This window comes from Oceaniferula flava (assembly GCF_016811075.1).
Lineage (GTDB): Bacteria > Verrucomicrobiota > Verrucomicrobiia > Verrucomicrobiales > Akkermansiaceae > Oceaniferula > Oceaniferula flava.
In genome coordinates this window covers 164,713-177,953 of record NZ_JAFBGL010000002.1, presented here as the reverse complement: position 1 = coordinate 177,953, position 13,241 = coordinate 164,713, and the positions used below count along the sequence as shown (strand labels likewise).

At 58.1% G+C, this 13,241-nt stretch carries 9 protein-coding genes; 5 read left to right on the top strand and 4 right to left on the bottom strand.

What is annotated here, in order from left to right; genetic code table 11:
* Positions 1–35: 35 nt before the first annotated feature.
* Positions 36–1,304: an NAD(P)/FAD-dependent oxidoreductase gene (locus JO972_RS03865; protein ID WP_309488683.1), complete on the top strand. Its 1,269-nt coding sequence runs from the start codon at positions 36–38 to the stop codon at positions 1,302–1,304.
* A gap of 3 nt (positions 1,305–1,307) precedes the next feature.
* On the opposite strand, the gene JO972_RS03860 is transcribed toward JO972_RS03865, so the two are convergent.
* Positions 1,308–2,114, bottom strand: coding sequence for an alpha/beta hydrolase (locus tag JO972_RS03860; protein ID WP_309488682.1), 807 nt, complete (start codon positions 2,112–2,114; stop codon positions 1,308–1,310).
* A 252-nt stretch (positions 2,115–2,366) separates the two neighbouring features.
* On the opposite strand from JO972_RS03860, the gene JO972_RS03855 reads away from it, so the two are divergent.
* Positions 2,367–3,239, top strand: a complete 873-nt coding sequence (locus tag JO972_RS03855; RefSeq protein WP_309488681.1) for a D-hexose-6-phosphate mutarotase — start codon at positions 2,367–2,369, stop codon at positions 3,237–3,239.
* Positions 3,236–3,907, top strand: a complete 672-nt coding sequence (locus JO972_RS03850) for an HAD family hydrolase (protein WP_309488680.1) — start codon at positions 3,236–3,238, stop codon at positions 3,905–3,907. Before JO972_RS03855 ends, JO972_RS03850 begins: the two co-directional genes overlap by 4 nt.
* A 1-nt stretch (position 3,908) precedes the next feature.
* On the opposite strand, the gene JO972_RS03845 is transcribed toward JO972_RS03850, so the two are convergent.
* Together JO972_RS03845 and JO972_RS03840 are read right to left on the bottom strand one after the other, a co-directional pair.
* Positions 3,909–6,020, bottom strand: a complete 2,112-nt coding sequence (locus JO972_RS03845; protein WP_309488679.1) for a hypothetical protein — start codon at positions 6,018–6,020, stop codon at positions 3,909–3,911.
* Between the two features lie 87 nt (positions 6,021–6,107).
* A complete protein-coding gene (locus tag JO972_RS03840; protein ID WP_309488678.1) occupies positions 6,108–8,897 on the bottom strand; it encodes a phosphoenolpyruvate carboxylase in 2,790 nt (929 codons plus the stop codon).
* Between the two features lie 145 nt (positions 8,898–9,042).
* Here JO972_RS03840 and JO972_RS03835 point away from each other — a divergent pair, with 145 nt between their 5' ends.
* Positions 9,043–11,052 carry an ATP-dependent DNA helicase gene (locus JO972_RS03835; RefSeq protein WP_309488677.1) on the top strand — a complete coding sequence of 670 codons (2,010 nt, stop codon included), beginning with the start codon at positions 9,043–9,045 and terminating at the stop codon, positions 11,050–11,052.
* Between the two features lie 8 nt (positions 11,053–11,060).
* On the opposite strand, the gene JO972_RS03830 is transcribed toward JO972_RS03835, so the two are convergent.
* Positions 11,061–11,765 carry a type I 3-dehydroquinate dehydratase gene (locus JO972_RS03830; protein WP_309488676.1) on the bottom strand — a complete coding sequence of 235 codons (705 nt, stop codon included), beginning with the start codon at positions 11,763–11,765 and terminating at the stop codon, positions 11,061–11,063.
* A 155-nt stretch (positions 11,766–11,920) separates the two neighbouring features.
* Between JO972_RS03830 and JO972_RS03825 the strand changes: the two genes are divergently transcribed.
* Positions 11,921–13,234, top strand: a complete 1,314-nt coding sequence (locus JO972_RS03825; RefSeq protein WP_309488675.1) for a homoserine dehydrogenase — start codon at positions 11,921–11,923, stop codon at positions 13,232–13,234.
* Positions 13,235–13,241 lie beyond the last annotated feature (7 nt).

Here is a 13,241-nt window from a genome sequence, read left to right as displayed (position 1 = left end):
TTGCAGATTGTCCAAATGTATACTAAGCGTCCCGCATGAGTCACAAGAACGTGCAGCGAGTAGTCATCATCGGCGGCGGATTTGCCGGCCTGGAATGCGCCCGCAATCTAGCCAATAAACCGGGATTTGAAGTCACCTTGCTCGACCGGACCAACCACCATCTCTTCCAGCCATTGCTCTACCAAGTGGCCACCGCCACCTTGGCAGCACCGGACGTAGCGCGCTCCCTTCGCGGTATTTTGGAAAAAGCCAAGAACGTCACTGTGTTCATGGACAACGTCTGCGGCATCGACAGCGACAGCAAGAAAGTGACCGGCGAATCCGGCAAAGAGTATCCGTATGACACACTGGTCGTCGCCGCCGGAGCCAAAACAGGCTACTTCGGAAATAACCACTGGGGCGAGCACACGATCGGCTTGAAATCGCTCAGCGATGCTTACTCAGTGCGGAAAAAAGTCCTCGAAAACTTGGAAGCCGCCGAGCGCACCGACGATCCTGCCGAGCGCCAGCGACTGATGACCATCGTCATCGTTGGTGGCGGACCGACCGGTGTCGAACTCGCCGGAGCCTTCGTGGAGCTGATCAAACGCTCGATGCACCGGAATTTCCGTCGTCTCGATGTGCACGATATCAAGGTGTTGCTCGTGGAAGCCGGACCACGCGTGCTGCCACCGTATAAAGAAACCAACTCAGCCTACGCACAGAAACGCTTGGAAAAAATCGGCGTGGAAGTCCGCACCAGCACCATGGTCAGCGACATCCAAGCGAACAAAATCATCACCAAGGACGAGGAAATCGAATGCGGTGCGATCCTATGGGCCGCCGGCATCGAAGCCGAAGGCATCACCGCGCACTTACCCTGCGAGCGCAACCGCGCCGGCAAGGTGACCCCCGAGGCCGATCTCTCGCTCCCCGGACACCCGAATATTTTTGTCGCTGGCGACTTGGTCTTCATGAAAGACATCGCCGACAAGCCTGTGCCCGGCGTCGCCCCGGCTGCCAGCCAAATGGGACGCCACATTGCCAAGCTGCTGCTGAAAGAAAGCAAATCCGGCGGCAACGCAGTGCGCCCTGGTTTCAAATACCTCGACAAAGGATCGATGGCCATCATCGGTCGCTCTCAGGCGGTGGTGGAATTTGGCAAAATGAAGCTCACCGGATTCATCGCCTGGCTCGCCTGGCTGTTCATCCACATTGCCTTCCTGGTCGATTACCGTTCGAAGGTGGCCGTGCTGCTGCAGTGGGCCTGGGCGTATATCAGCGATGCCCCCGGCGCGCGCGTCTTCGGCTACCAGAGGAAGTGACCTTCACTCCGCGCTGAGCTCGCGATCCAAGAAATCGATGGCGTGATCCATGGCCTTTCCTGGAAACAGGAAAGTGCCCACATGCCCCCTACCCTTCACCCAGTGGAGCTCGTGCGGGATTCCTTTTCGCGCCAGCTCGCGCTGCATTTTCACGCTGTGCTCCGGCACCACGACATCGTCCCGGGTGCCGTGGTATAAAAACATCGACGGGCTGGAGACGGTGACGTTGAAAAGAGGAGACGCCGCCCGGTAGCCATCCGGGTATTCCTCGTAGGTCCCCCGCAGGAACACCTTCACCACATCCTCGTCCGCGACCAGGGTCATGTCGTGTGGGGTCGAGCCCGCCACGATGGCCCTAACCCCAGGTTCATCCCCCGCCAAGCCGAGCATGGCGACCAGCTGACCACCGGCCGAATAGCCAAAGAGACCAATGCGACCAGCGTCCACGTTGAGTTCGCCGGCATGGCTGCGGAGCCATGCGAGTGCCTGTTTCAGATCGTCCACCGGATCCGGGAAGAACCACTCCGGCGTCATCCGATACGTCACATTCATCACCAGATACCCCCGCTTCGCCAACCTTCTGGCGATGGCCGACATCTGATAGCGATCGTCGCCGAGCGCCCAGCTCCCCCCATGCACCAAGAGCACGGCGGGTGTCGGCGATTCCGATTCAGGCTGATAAAGATGTGCCGGCAATGCCTCCGGCCAGTCGTCGGGCGTGTAGACCACCTCCTTCAACCGACTCGTAGAATGTCCACCGAGACTCAGCGAACTACCGCAGCTACTGCAAACGACAGCGCAACACACCATGACTAGCAGGAAGCTCAGAAATCTGGGTTGAGGAAGAGAGAACATAGGTGGGATGGCGAAGCTAGATAGCTTCTATTTTGACAAATATGGGCATTAGCAAGTTTTCTACCTCCTTGCAACGCACAAGCATGACCTCGGACGGGAGTTAGAAAGACATCGCCGCGATCGCCCACCCTGAGTCGATGCGCAAACTTCACCTCCCCCAAGCACTTTTTCTTGCCTCCTCAGGGTTCTCCTTTACTGGTCTTCTCCGTGCAGACGATCAATCAACTCACTGAGCGCTTTGGCATTGAGAACGCCATTTGGTTCGAAGAAGTAGCCGAGGGATACCCGGTGGTGCACATTCGCAACGCGCACGCCAGCGCCAGCATTGCGCTGCATGGCGCCCACCTGATCGATTACTGCCCCACCGCTCAAGACCCGGTCATTTTCACCAGCCGGGCCGCCGTTTTTCGTGAGGGCAAAGCCATCCGCGGCGGTATTCCGATCTGCTGGCCATGGTTCAATGCGCATCCTGAGAAATCGCCATCGCACGGCTATGCGCGGATATCATTTTGGCAATTGGACAGCGTCAGCAGTGGGGACGACCACACCCGACTCCGCTTTTCCCTCCCTCCTCAGGACGACGGCGGACTGACCGCAGCACTGGAAGTGGTGGTCGGGCCAGAGCTCGAGCTCACCTTGACCAGCCACAACAGCGGCACCGAGCCGCAAACATTCAGCGAGGCGCTGCATAGTTATTTCCATGTTGCCGACAGCCGACGAACGGAAGTCCTCGGACTGGACGGCAGCCACTACATCAACACCGTGGGCGAAGAAAGCCTCGGCATTCAGCAGGGCGCTTTAACATTTCCTGACGAGATCGATCGCATCTACAGCTCCACCTCCGGGCTCACGATCGTGGATCCAGATAGCGACCGACGAATTCAACTTGCCAAATCACAAAGCGGCAGCACCATCACCTGGAATCCGGGGCAGGAAAAAGGCCAGGCGATGAGTGACCTCAGCGATGAGCAAATTCACTCCTTCATCTGTGTCGAAGCCGGCAATGTGCGCGAGCAAAGCATCACCCTAGCACCCGGCGACTCCCACTCCATCACCCTCACCATATCCACCACATCATGATCACTGACCTGCACCCCGCCTTCACGGAAGCCAAAGCTGTCCTCTTCGATTTTGACGGCATTGTGTTAGACACGGAATGGCCCATCTACATGACCTGGAAAGCCCTCTTCGAGCGCGAAGGTCAGGAGCTGCCACCGGAGATCTATGTGAAATGCATCGGCAGCGATTTTGATACCTGGTCGCCAGAAACCTACCTGGAAGAACTCACTGGGAAGCAGTTTGACTGGGAAACGGAAAACGCGGCTCGGCAGGTGGACATCCTCAAGAACTTGGAAGGCAGCCCGGCGATGCCCGGAGCTGTGCCACTGATCGAGTGCCTGGCCGAACACCCTGACATTCTCACCGCCGTGGTTTCCAGCTCGTCCCACCACTGGGTGGACGGATGGTTGGAAAAACTCGACCTAAGCAAGAACTTCAACACCACCGTCTGCAGAGGTGATGCCCCACGGATCAAACCAGCGCCTGATCTTTATCTGGAAGCCGCCAGGCAGCTGGGCGTGGCCCCCTCCGATTGCCTGGTGATCGAAGACTCAATGAACGGCATGATCTCCGCCCACCAAGCAGGGATGCAGGTGGTCGTCGTGCCCAACCGATTGACCTCCGTCCTGGACTTCAGCGAGGCCGACTGGCAAACCAAGTCGCTGGCGGAGCTGGTGCCTGTCGACTAGATCAGCTGCGTTTACCGGGCTTTTTCCGACGCTTCTCAGCCTCTTCCCGTTGCTGCTTCTGCCTGGCTTCTTCGGCTTGTTTCCGTTCCTGCTCTGCCTTTTCGCGAGCTTTTCTAGCCCGCTCGGCGTCCTCGGCGGCCTTCTTCTGGCGTTCTCTCTCACGGCGTAGCTTCTCCTGGCGCTCGCGTTCTTGGCGGGCTTTTTTAGCTTCCTCCTCAGCGCGCTTTCGGGCGGCTTCCTCGCGGGCCTTCTGCTCTTCGGCGGCTCGCTGACGTTTTTCACGCTCCCGTGCGGCCTTGGCTCGCTCGGCCATCTCTTTGGCTTTGCGCTCTCTCACAGCCCGCTCGGCGGCCTCGCGTGATTGCTTTTCTTTCGCCCGGCGTTCGTCGCGTTCTTTTTTCTCTCTGGCTTCGCGGGCGTTTTGCTCAGCCTCCTTCTTGCGGCGTTCCGCCTCCTGCCGTTCACGTTTCGCACGATCTTCGGCAGCTGCTTTTTCACGAGCTGCTTTTTCCTTCGCCATGCGCTCCTTGGCAGCGCGTTCCTTGGCGGCTTGTTCGGCCTGCTCGCGTTGTTCCTGAGCCTTCTTCAGATTACCAGAGGGTTTCTTCCGCATCCGGCGGATACGCTCCAGCCGTTCGGCCTCGGCCTTGTCGCGGGCGGCTTTTTCTCTTGCCGCCTGCTCGCGGACTTCCTCCATCTTACGTTTTGCCTTCGCACGCTCATCGGCTGCCGCTTTCTCGCGAGCCGCCTTGTCACGGGCGGCTTTCTCTCTGACCATGCGCTCCTTGGCGGCGCGTTCTTTGGCAGCCTGTTCAGCCTGCTCACGCTCGCGTTGTTCCTGAGCTTTCTTGAGATTGCCAGCGGGCTTCTTGCGCATTTGGCGAATGCGTTCCAGTCGTTCAGCCTCTGCTTTTTCGCGAGCTGCGCGTTCTCTCGCTTCTTGAGCACGAGCCTCGTTCAGCTTGCGCTGTTGCTTCGCCCGGTCCTCTTCGTATTTCCTTTTTCGCGCCGACTGCTCAGCCTCCCGCTTCCGCTGCTCGGTTTCATCCTTTCTCTTCCGCTCCGCCACCTGGCGCGCCAGTTCGGCACGGCGTTTTTCGAGTTCCAGTTTCAGCCTCTCTGCCTCGCTCATCTTGGCGCGGTCGTGGCGGTCGTCGGGTCGGGTGCGTGAGCTGACATCACGTCCTTTGCGTTCCTTGAATAAGCGAGCGCGTTGCTCACGGAGTTGTTTCTCCCGCTCCCAGCGCTCGGCCACTTCCTTGCGATTCCGCTCCACCTGCTTACGACGATCCGTTTCATAATGCTGCCAGTCATGGCGGCGACGAGCCTCACGCAGCTTCCTTTCGCGTTCCTGACGAATCCGCTCGCGACTGGCGTGCAGTCGTTTGTATTTCTCACGAAGCTGTGCCAACTCCTTCTCACGCTGCTTCGCTGCATACCACTCACGTTCCAACTGCTTTTGGCGATGAGACCAGTCGCTACGACGGTGACGGGGCTCGATCCGGCCATGTTTCTCATAGGCCAAGCGAGCCTGAAGGATCGTCAGAATAATTGTGCGGACGCTCACTTCACAACGCGCTTCTGCTTCCGCGTAGGCGCGTTCTTGAGCGATGTCTTGCTGATACCAATCGTAGACGACGTAGGCATTGTAATCGATCTCCTCCACCAACGGCGGCTGATATTCCGGCAAATAAGGATTTCCCTCCAGTTCATAGACCGAATCGATCTCGCTAAGTGCCAAGTTCCCCTCCAATGGGGCTGGAGTCTCCACGATTTCATCCTCCGGCACCTCGATCGCTTTCACCGGCTGATCTTCGATTAAATCCTCAGCGGCGATGGCATCCAAACGTTTTTGCTCTTCGATGCTCGCGAGCAAATCGCGTTCGCGCTGTTCCAGCTCCTTGATCCGCGCCGCCTGGGCCTGACGCTCCTTCTCCTCCAACTCCCGAATTCTAGCCGCCTGATCCGCAATGAGCTGATTTTGCTCCGGGTTGGAGGCATGCTCGATGGACGGAGACTCTTGCTGATCCGATGAGGCCACCGATGGTTTATCGCAGGCGGAAAAGATCAAGGTCACCGACGAGGCGGCGAGAAGGGAGGTGTATTTTTTCATAATGAATGAGGGCTGGATCATACGATACAGCCGATTCGACGCGTCGCGACGAATTTCCATTCAATTTATCTGCACACTGCGCCGTGATTAACCGGTGGTGCGTAGACCGCTGGCAATGGCATTGACCGAATACTGCAGGGCATTCAGCAAGGTGGCCTGGGCATCGGCGTCACCGGCCTCTTGGGCCGCGCGCCAATCTTTCAGCAGGCTCACTTGTTGTTGGTGCAGCAAGCGCAGCGGCAGATCGCGCATTTCCAAAGTCCGCAGCATCCGAGGACGGCGCTCGGCAAAGGACGATCCGAAGATCTGGTTGATCATCTTCTCTGTGCGTTTGAACTCATCGACAATCTTACCGTGCAAACGATCGCGTAGCTCCTCGTCGGGGACCAATTTGGAATAGGCGGTCATCAACTCGAGGTCGGCGCTCACCAGATTGGTCTCCACATTGGTCAGCAAGTAGCGCAGGAATGGCTCCTCGTGGACCAGCTTCGACAAGGAGTCGAAATCCTCCGGTTTTTCCGCCTGCAATTTCTCCAAGGCGGTGCCCACACCAAACCAACCGGGCATGTAATAACGTGCCTGGGTCCAGCTAAACACCCAAGGAATGGCGCGCAAGTCATCGAGCGATGCGGTGCCGGTGCGACGTGATGGACGGGAACCAAAACAACCGTGCTCCAGGGCATCGATCGGTGTGGCTGTGCGGAAAAACGGGATAAAACCAGGGTCTTCTAACAAGGTCCGATAATAGGCGCGGCTTTCGGTCGAGAGCCATTCCATGACCTTCTGGTAATGGGCACCGCCGAGATCTGCCGAAGCTCCTTCGGGGGCCTCCAACTTGGTATTGCCCACCGTGACACCGGTGACTCCGGCAAGCAGGAGCTCCAGATTATACGCAGCATTCGCGTGATGAGCGTACTTGCGAGGGATAACTTCGCCCTGCTCGGTGACCCGCATCGATCCCCGCAAGCTACCGGCTGGCAACGAACGCAGGAACCACTGAACCGGACCGGCACCACGACTGATAGTGCCACCACGACCGTGGAAAAACTCGCAGCTAGCACCCGCGGTATAACAGGCGTTGGTGATTTCAGTCTGCGCTTTCTGCAGTGACCACTGACCGGAGAGCAATCCACTATCCTTGTTAGAATCGCTGTAGCCCACCATGATGGGCATGCAAGACAGTCCACTGGGGGTCTTGCGCAGGTAATGTTTCCCGGCTGGAAGTGAGAGGTAGGACTTCACCATGCCACCTGCACGATCGAGATCGTCGCCAGTTTCAAAGAGAGGACAAACCGGCATACGGCTCACCCAGAAGCCGTCCTTGTAATCGGCCATCAGCCCTTCGCGGGCAAAAAGATGCACTAACAGCATGTCAGAAACCTGACGGGTCATGCTGACCACATACGGTCCGAGGCAGACGCGGCCGTGGACGCGGACGTGACGCCGCAGGACGCCAAAGCAGTCCATGATTTTTCCAGACTCGCTCTCCGAATCGCTTTTCCACGGAGCGAACAAGCGCTCGTTCTGCAACTCCTCCAGCAGGAAGGAGACGCGTTTTTCCTCCGGCCAGTCGGCAAAGTTCTCACCGTCTTCCACTCCCGCAATGGTAAGCATCTGGGCAGCGGCATTGTCGTGGAAGGCGGAGTTCTGACGAATATCGAGAGACGCCAGATGGAAGCCGAAGACCTCGGCCAGGCGGCGCAGCGGGTGAATCACATTCCGCGCAGTGTGCTCAGCGCCAATCTGGCGGAGTGTGGTTTCCAGCAGGCTCAGATCGTCCAAGTATTCGCTCACCCCTGTGTATCCTTGCTTGCCCATCAAGTGCTCGCGCATCAGGTAGGTGAGGCAGCGCCACGGCTCGCGCGGATTCGTTTCCGCGATACGCTGACCTTTGGCACCCAAGTTCTCGGTGAGCTCGGTGATACGGGCAGTCAGCTCGGCGGGGATCGCCTCTTCGTTCGGTGAAAGGGTTAGCACATTGGCGGCGGCACGCAGTTCGCGCTCGTGGATGTGTAGCGCGTGCCTGTGCAGGCGGAGCAAGGTGTCCTCGGTGACATCGGCAGTGACCAGCGGGTGACCATCACGATCCCCACCCACCCAGGTTCCGAAGCAAAGTTTGGGGTAAGCTCCAGACTCGCGAAGTTTTTCCACATCCCAGCCAGCGCACTTCCAAGCGGACTCCAGCGAGGCATCGAGACGGGCGATGACATTGGGGTAAACTTCGCGCAGATAGTAAATGATATGGCGCAGCTCTCCGACTAAGCTCGGGCGCGCAGCGTGGATTTCACCCGTGTGCCAGAGCGTTTCCAGCGTGACGTTGATCGACTCGAAAACGGCCTCCAGTTTCTCCTGGTCGTCAATATTCCGATCCCACTTCGCGAGGTCTTTGTAGAGTGCCAGGTGGCGTTCGCGCACGGTCGGGCGCTTGGCCTCGGTCGGGTGGGCAGTGAGCACTGGGTTGACCGAAATAGTGGGCAGCACTTCAAGCACTTCATCCTCGGAGAACCCTTGCTTTTTCAATCGGTTCAGAACCTGGGCGAACATCCCCTGCTCGGCATCCAGCCCTTGCTCACGACGGCGAAGGTTGCGGATTTTCAGCGAGGTCCTCTCCTCGACCATGTTGAGGATTTCAAAACAGATCGCCTGCAACTGGGCGGTGACAGCAGCTTCGTCCGGCTCCTTGGTGCAATCGCGAATATCCTGGCCACGCCACGGAATGCTCTCGGCGAGATGAGAGGATTTGCCCAGCAACCCAGCCAGCATATCCATCAGGCAGCGCAGGCGCTCTTCCAGCTCACCAAAACCATCACGGCGATAGTCTTGGTTGGCAATGCGGAGTTTCTCGGAGGTGGTGTTGAGGGAAGAATCTTGGCTCATGAAAATGTCGTGGTTTAAACAGCGTGGCCTTATCCTCAGTGACAGCTTGGAGTGAGTCGAGAAAGAATCCAGATCAGTTTAGTCATGAGGAATCGCGGTTGGTGATGGACGATGTTCAAACGATGAGGTAGGACTGTGTCGGACGATGATCGGATTTGCAGAACAAGGTGCCGCTCCCGGTGAGCTGCTGAAGGAAATGGAAGCCATGTTTTCAGAAACAGGCCGCCTCTCGGCATCGCCTGATTTCGAATTCCGCCCCGAGCAGCAGCAGATGGCGATGGCGGTGTCCGAGGCCTTGGAAGATCGGCACGTGCTCTGCGCCGAAGCGGGCACCGGAGTGGGGAAATCGCTCGCCTACCTACTGCCCGCAGCCAAGTATGCCTTGGAAAGTGGCAGGAAGGCCGTGATCTCCACCCACACCATCAACCTGCAGGAGCAGCTGGTCTCCAAGGACATTCCGCTGGCGAACAAGATCCTCGGTGGCGGCTTGAAAGCGGCGCTGCTGAAAGGCCGTGGCAACTACCTCTGCCCGCTGAGACTGCGCCGGGCGATGGACCAAACCGGTGATCTCTTCAGCACCAGCGAGGGGGAAGAACTCAAGGCCATCTGGGACTGGGCCGAAGGCACCAATGATGGCACCAAAAGCGATCTCGATTTCCAACCGTCCCCCAAAGTCTGGAGCCAAGTCTGCAGTGAAGGCAGTGTCTGCACCATCAGAACCTGCGGCCGCAATGGCAATTGCTTTTACCAAAAGGCCCGCAAGCAGATGGAAGAAGCCCACGTGGTGGTGCTCAATCACACCCTGTTCTTCTCGCTCTTCGCGCTGGGTGAACTGGCGGATGATGATCTTGGCTATCTCTTTCCAGACGACTTTGTCATCTTCGATGAGGCCCACACCCTCGAGCATGTGGCCGCCGTTCAGCTGGGGCTGAGCCAGAGCCATGCCGGGCTGAAGTTCGATATCCAAAGGCTCTACAATCCGAAAAACCGCAAGGGCCTCCTGCGCGCCCTGCGTCATCCCGGGTCGATGAAAGCGGCCGAGCGCGCGCTGGAGGCAGCTGATGAATTTTACGACAGCATCTCCCACCAGGTGAAGTTCGGCCAGTTCAGCAAGGAATTCCGAGTGCGCAATCCGGACTTCGTGGAGAACACCATCGCAGAACCACTGCGTCAGCTATGGACCGAGGTGGAAAATTGTGCAGACGCCTTGGAAAAAGACTCCACCACCAGGAATGAACTCATGGATGGCGCCCGACGAATGCGCGAAATCCACGCCGGAATCCGAATTTTCCTCGATCAGGAAGACGATGACAGCGTCTACTGGGTGCAAAAAGGCGGCCGCGACGGTAACCTGCTCAGCATTCACGCCGCACCGGTGCGTGTGGCGGATCGACTCCGACGGATGATGTTCGGCGATGGCCGCACCTGCATCATGACCAGTGCCACCCTCGGCACCGGAGACGATGACCTCAGCTACTTTCGAAAACGCGTGGGAGCCGAAAACTCCGTGGCCGTCAAAATTGGCAGTCCATTCAACTACAAGGAGCAGATGAAGATCTACGTGATCAAATCCATGCCCGATCCCTCACACGACGATTACGAAAAGGCGCTGGTCCACTGGATTGGACGCGTGCTGAAATACACTGAAGGCAAGGCCTTTGTGCTCTTCACCAGCTATCGGCTGATGCGCAATGTGGCTGAGGCCATGGAAGACTTCTTTTTCGACCACGACTGGCGACTGCTGGTGCAAGGCGACGGCACACCGCGCCACAAGATGGTGGAGATTTTCCGCAAGGACATCCACAGCGTGCTGTTCGGCACCGATAGTTTCTGGGCCGGGGTGGACGTGCCGGGCGAAGCGCTCTCCAATGTCATCGTAACGCGACTCCCCTTCGCCGTGCCAGACCACCCCTTGGTGGCATCTCGGCTGGAAGCGATCGAAGCAGACGGCGGGAACTCATTTGTCGATTACTCGGTGCCCGAAGCCGTGCTGAAACTTCGCCAGGGGGTAGGTCGCTTGATTCGGACGAAAAAAGACAGCGGCATGGTCGTCCTGTTAGACAACCGCGTGGTGACCAAACCTTACGGCAAAACCTTCCTCAGCTCCATGCCGGACGCCCCCATCAAGGTGGTCAACCAGCAGATCAAGGACTGAGTGCTCCGCTATACGCGAACAATCGGTTCGAGAGCCGCAATCGCCTGCTTCAGCATCTTGGCCGGCCACTGACCGGGAGCGGTAGGAGTGTCGCCGAGGTATCCGTAGTTCAGTAACGATCCATGCTGCGCGTAGAGCAATCTGGAAACCGCACCTAACGGCCCCATGCCCATCAAGGACATCGGGTGATCATTTCTCCGCAGCACTCGGGTGCATCGGGCAAAGTCATCCACCTCGCGGTGCATCACCGCCAGCTTCACGATGTCGGCCTCCTCGGCCAATTCCACGGTCCGTTGCAATGAATACTCCTCGGGGGTCTCTTCAAAATTGTGATAGGAAAGAATCAGCCCGACCTCTTTCAGGCGGATCTCATGAATGGCGTCGCGCATGGAATCATAGGAGGCCAATTCGACGTCGATCCACGTCGCGCGGTCGGCCACAGACAGCAGCAGTTCAGATCTTTCCTCAGCCGACAAGGCAACCAAGCCACCTTCGCTCACGGCCCGTGCGGTAAACAGCAAAGGGAAGTTCTTAAAGCGATCAAGCTCGATCATCAGCGCCTCCTCATGGCCCACCATGGCATCAAGCCGGACCTCCAACAGATCACATTGCTCTGGCAGCTCAATCGGCTGCAAGCACGCAAGGTGGTTCAACGATGCTACGGACCCCACCACGAGGGGTTGATCAGGGATAGTCACTTGGCGTGCGCTCATGGCATGGAATTAGTCCCACAGGATCGCCTTATCTGTCAATGTCTACCACCTCAACAAGAACACTTTCACCAAACAGTCTGAAACATGCCCCACTTTACCCTTTCGAAAACCAAACAGCTGCGCCACAACAGGGGCGGCCACAGGCCTTCAACGATATGGAAAAAACTCTCGGCATAGGACTCGCAGGATTCGGCACCGTAGGCACCGGTGTCTGGGAAACTCTGGAGCGCAATCTGGAACTCATTCTGAAACGCACTGGCGTGGAAGTGGAAATCAAACGGATCGCCGTGCGCGACCCCAAGAAAGCCCGCCTCAAAGACGTGCCCACCGAGGCTTTCACCACCGATTGGTTAGAGGTGGTCAACGATCCGGACGTCGATATCGTGGTGGAGCTCATCGGTGGCACCACCACCGCATTTGACATCGTCGCCTCGGCCCTCAGCGCGGGTAAACCCGTGGTCACCGGCAACAAAGCCCTGCTCGCAGAACGCGGCAAGGAGCTGTTCAGTCTGTCATTGGAAAAAGACACCCCCATCCACTTTGAAGCCGCCGTCGCCGGAGGCATCCCCATCATCAAGACGGTGCAGGATTCCTTCGTGGGGAACCAAATCGAATCCATGGCCGGGATCATCAACGGCACCTCAAACTACATCCTACAGCGGATGACCGAAGCCGGACTCGGCTACGAGGAAGCACTCGGAGAAGCCCAGCAGTTAGGTTACGCCGAAGCTGACCCTACCTTGGACGTCAACGGCTGGGACGCAGCGCATAAAGCGATCCTGTTAGCCACCCTCGCCTACGGCTTCATCATTGACCCCACTAAGGTCTACGTCCGCGGCATCGAGCGTGTGCGCAGCACGGATATTGAATTTGCCAAACGTCTCGGTTTCGTCGTCAAGCTGCTCTGCGTGGTGCGCGAGCATGAGGATGGCACCATCGAGCTCCGCACCCAGCCCTCCTTCATCCCGGGCAGCCACGTATTGGCGAGCGTCAATGGCGTGTTCAATGCCGTCGCCGTGATCGGCGATGCCGCCGGAGAATCACTCTTTTACGGTCGTGGTGCCGGGAAAGATCCTACCGCCTCCTCGGTGGTGGCCGACATCGTGGAAGCTGCCCGCAGTGTGGGCGAGATGAAACCCGGCAGCCACCGCGGTTTCCTGCCCTACAAAGACGAGGGCAAGATCATGGATATCGAGGACACGCAAACGCCTTACTACGTCCGATTCGATGTCACCGATGAGCCTGGTGTCGTTGCCAAAATCGCCAACGAACTGGCGATCGCCGGCATTGGTATCGCCGGCACGCACTCGCCTGTGAATGCGGACGACCCGGACGCGGACTTCGTCGATATGGTCTTCCAGCTCCACACCTGCCGTTTTGGCCTGTTGAAAGACACCTTGAAAAAGATCGAGGCTCTGAGCTGTGTCAATGCGCGCCCCGTCGTGTTCCGTATCGAAAACCTGACCTAAGGGCGGA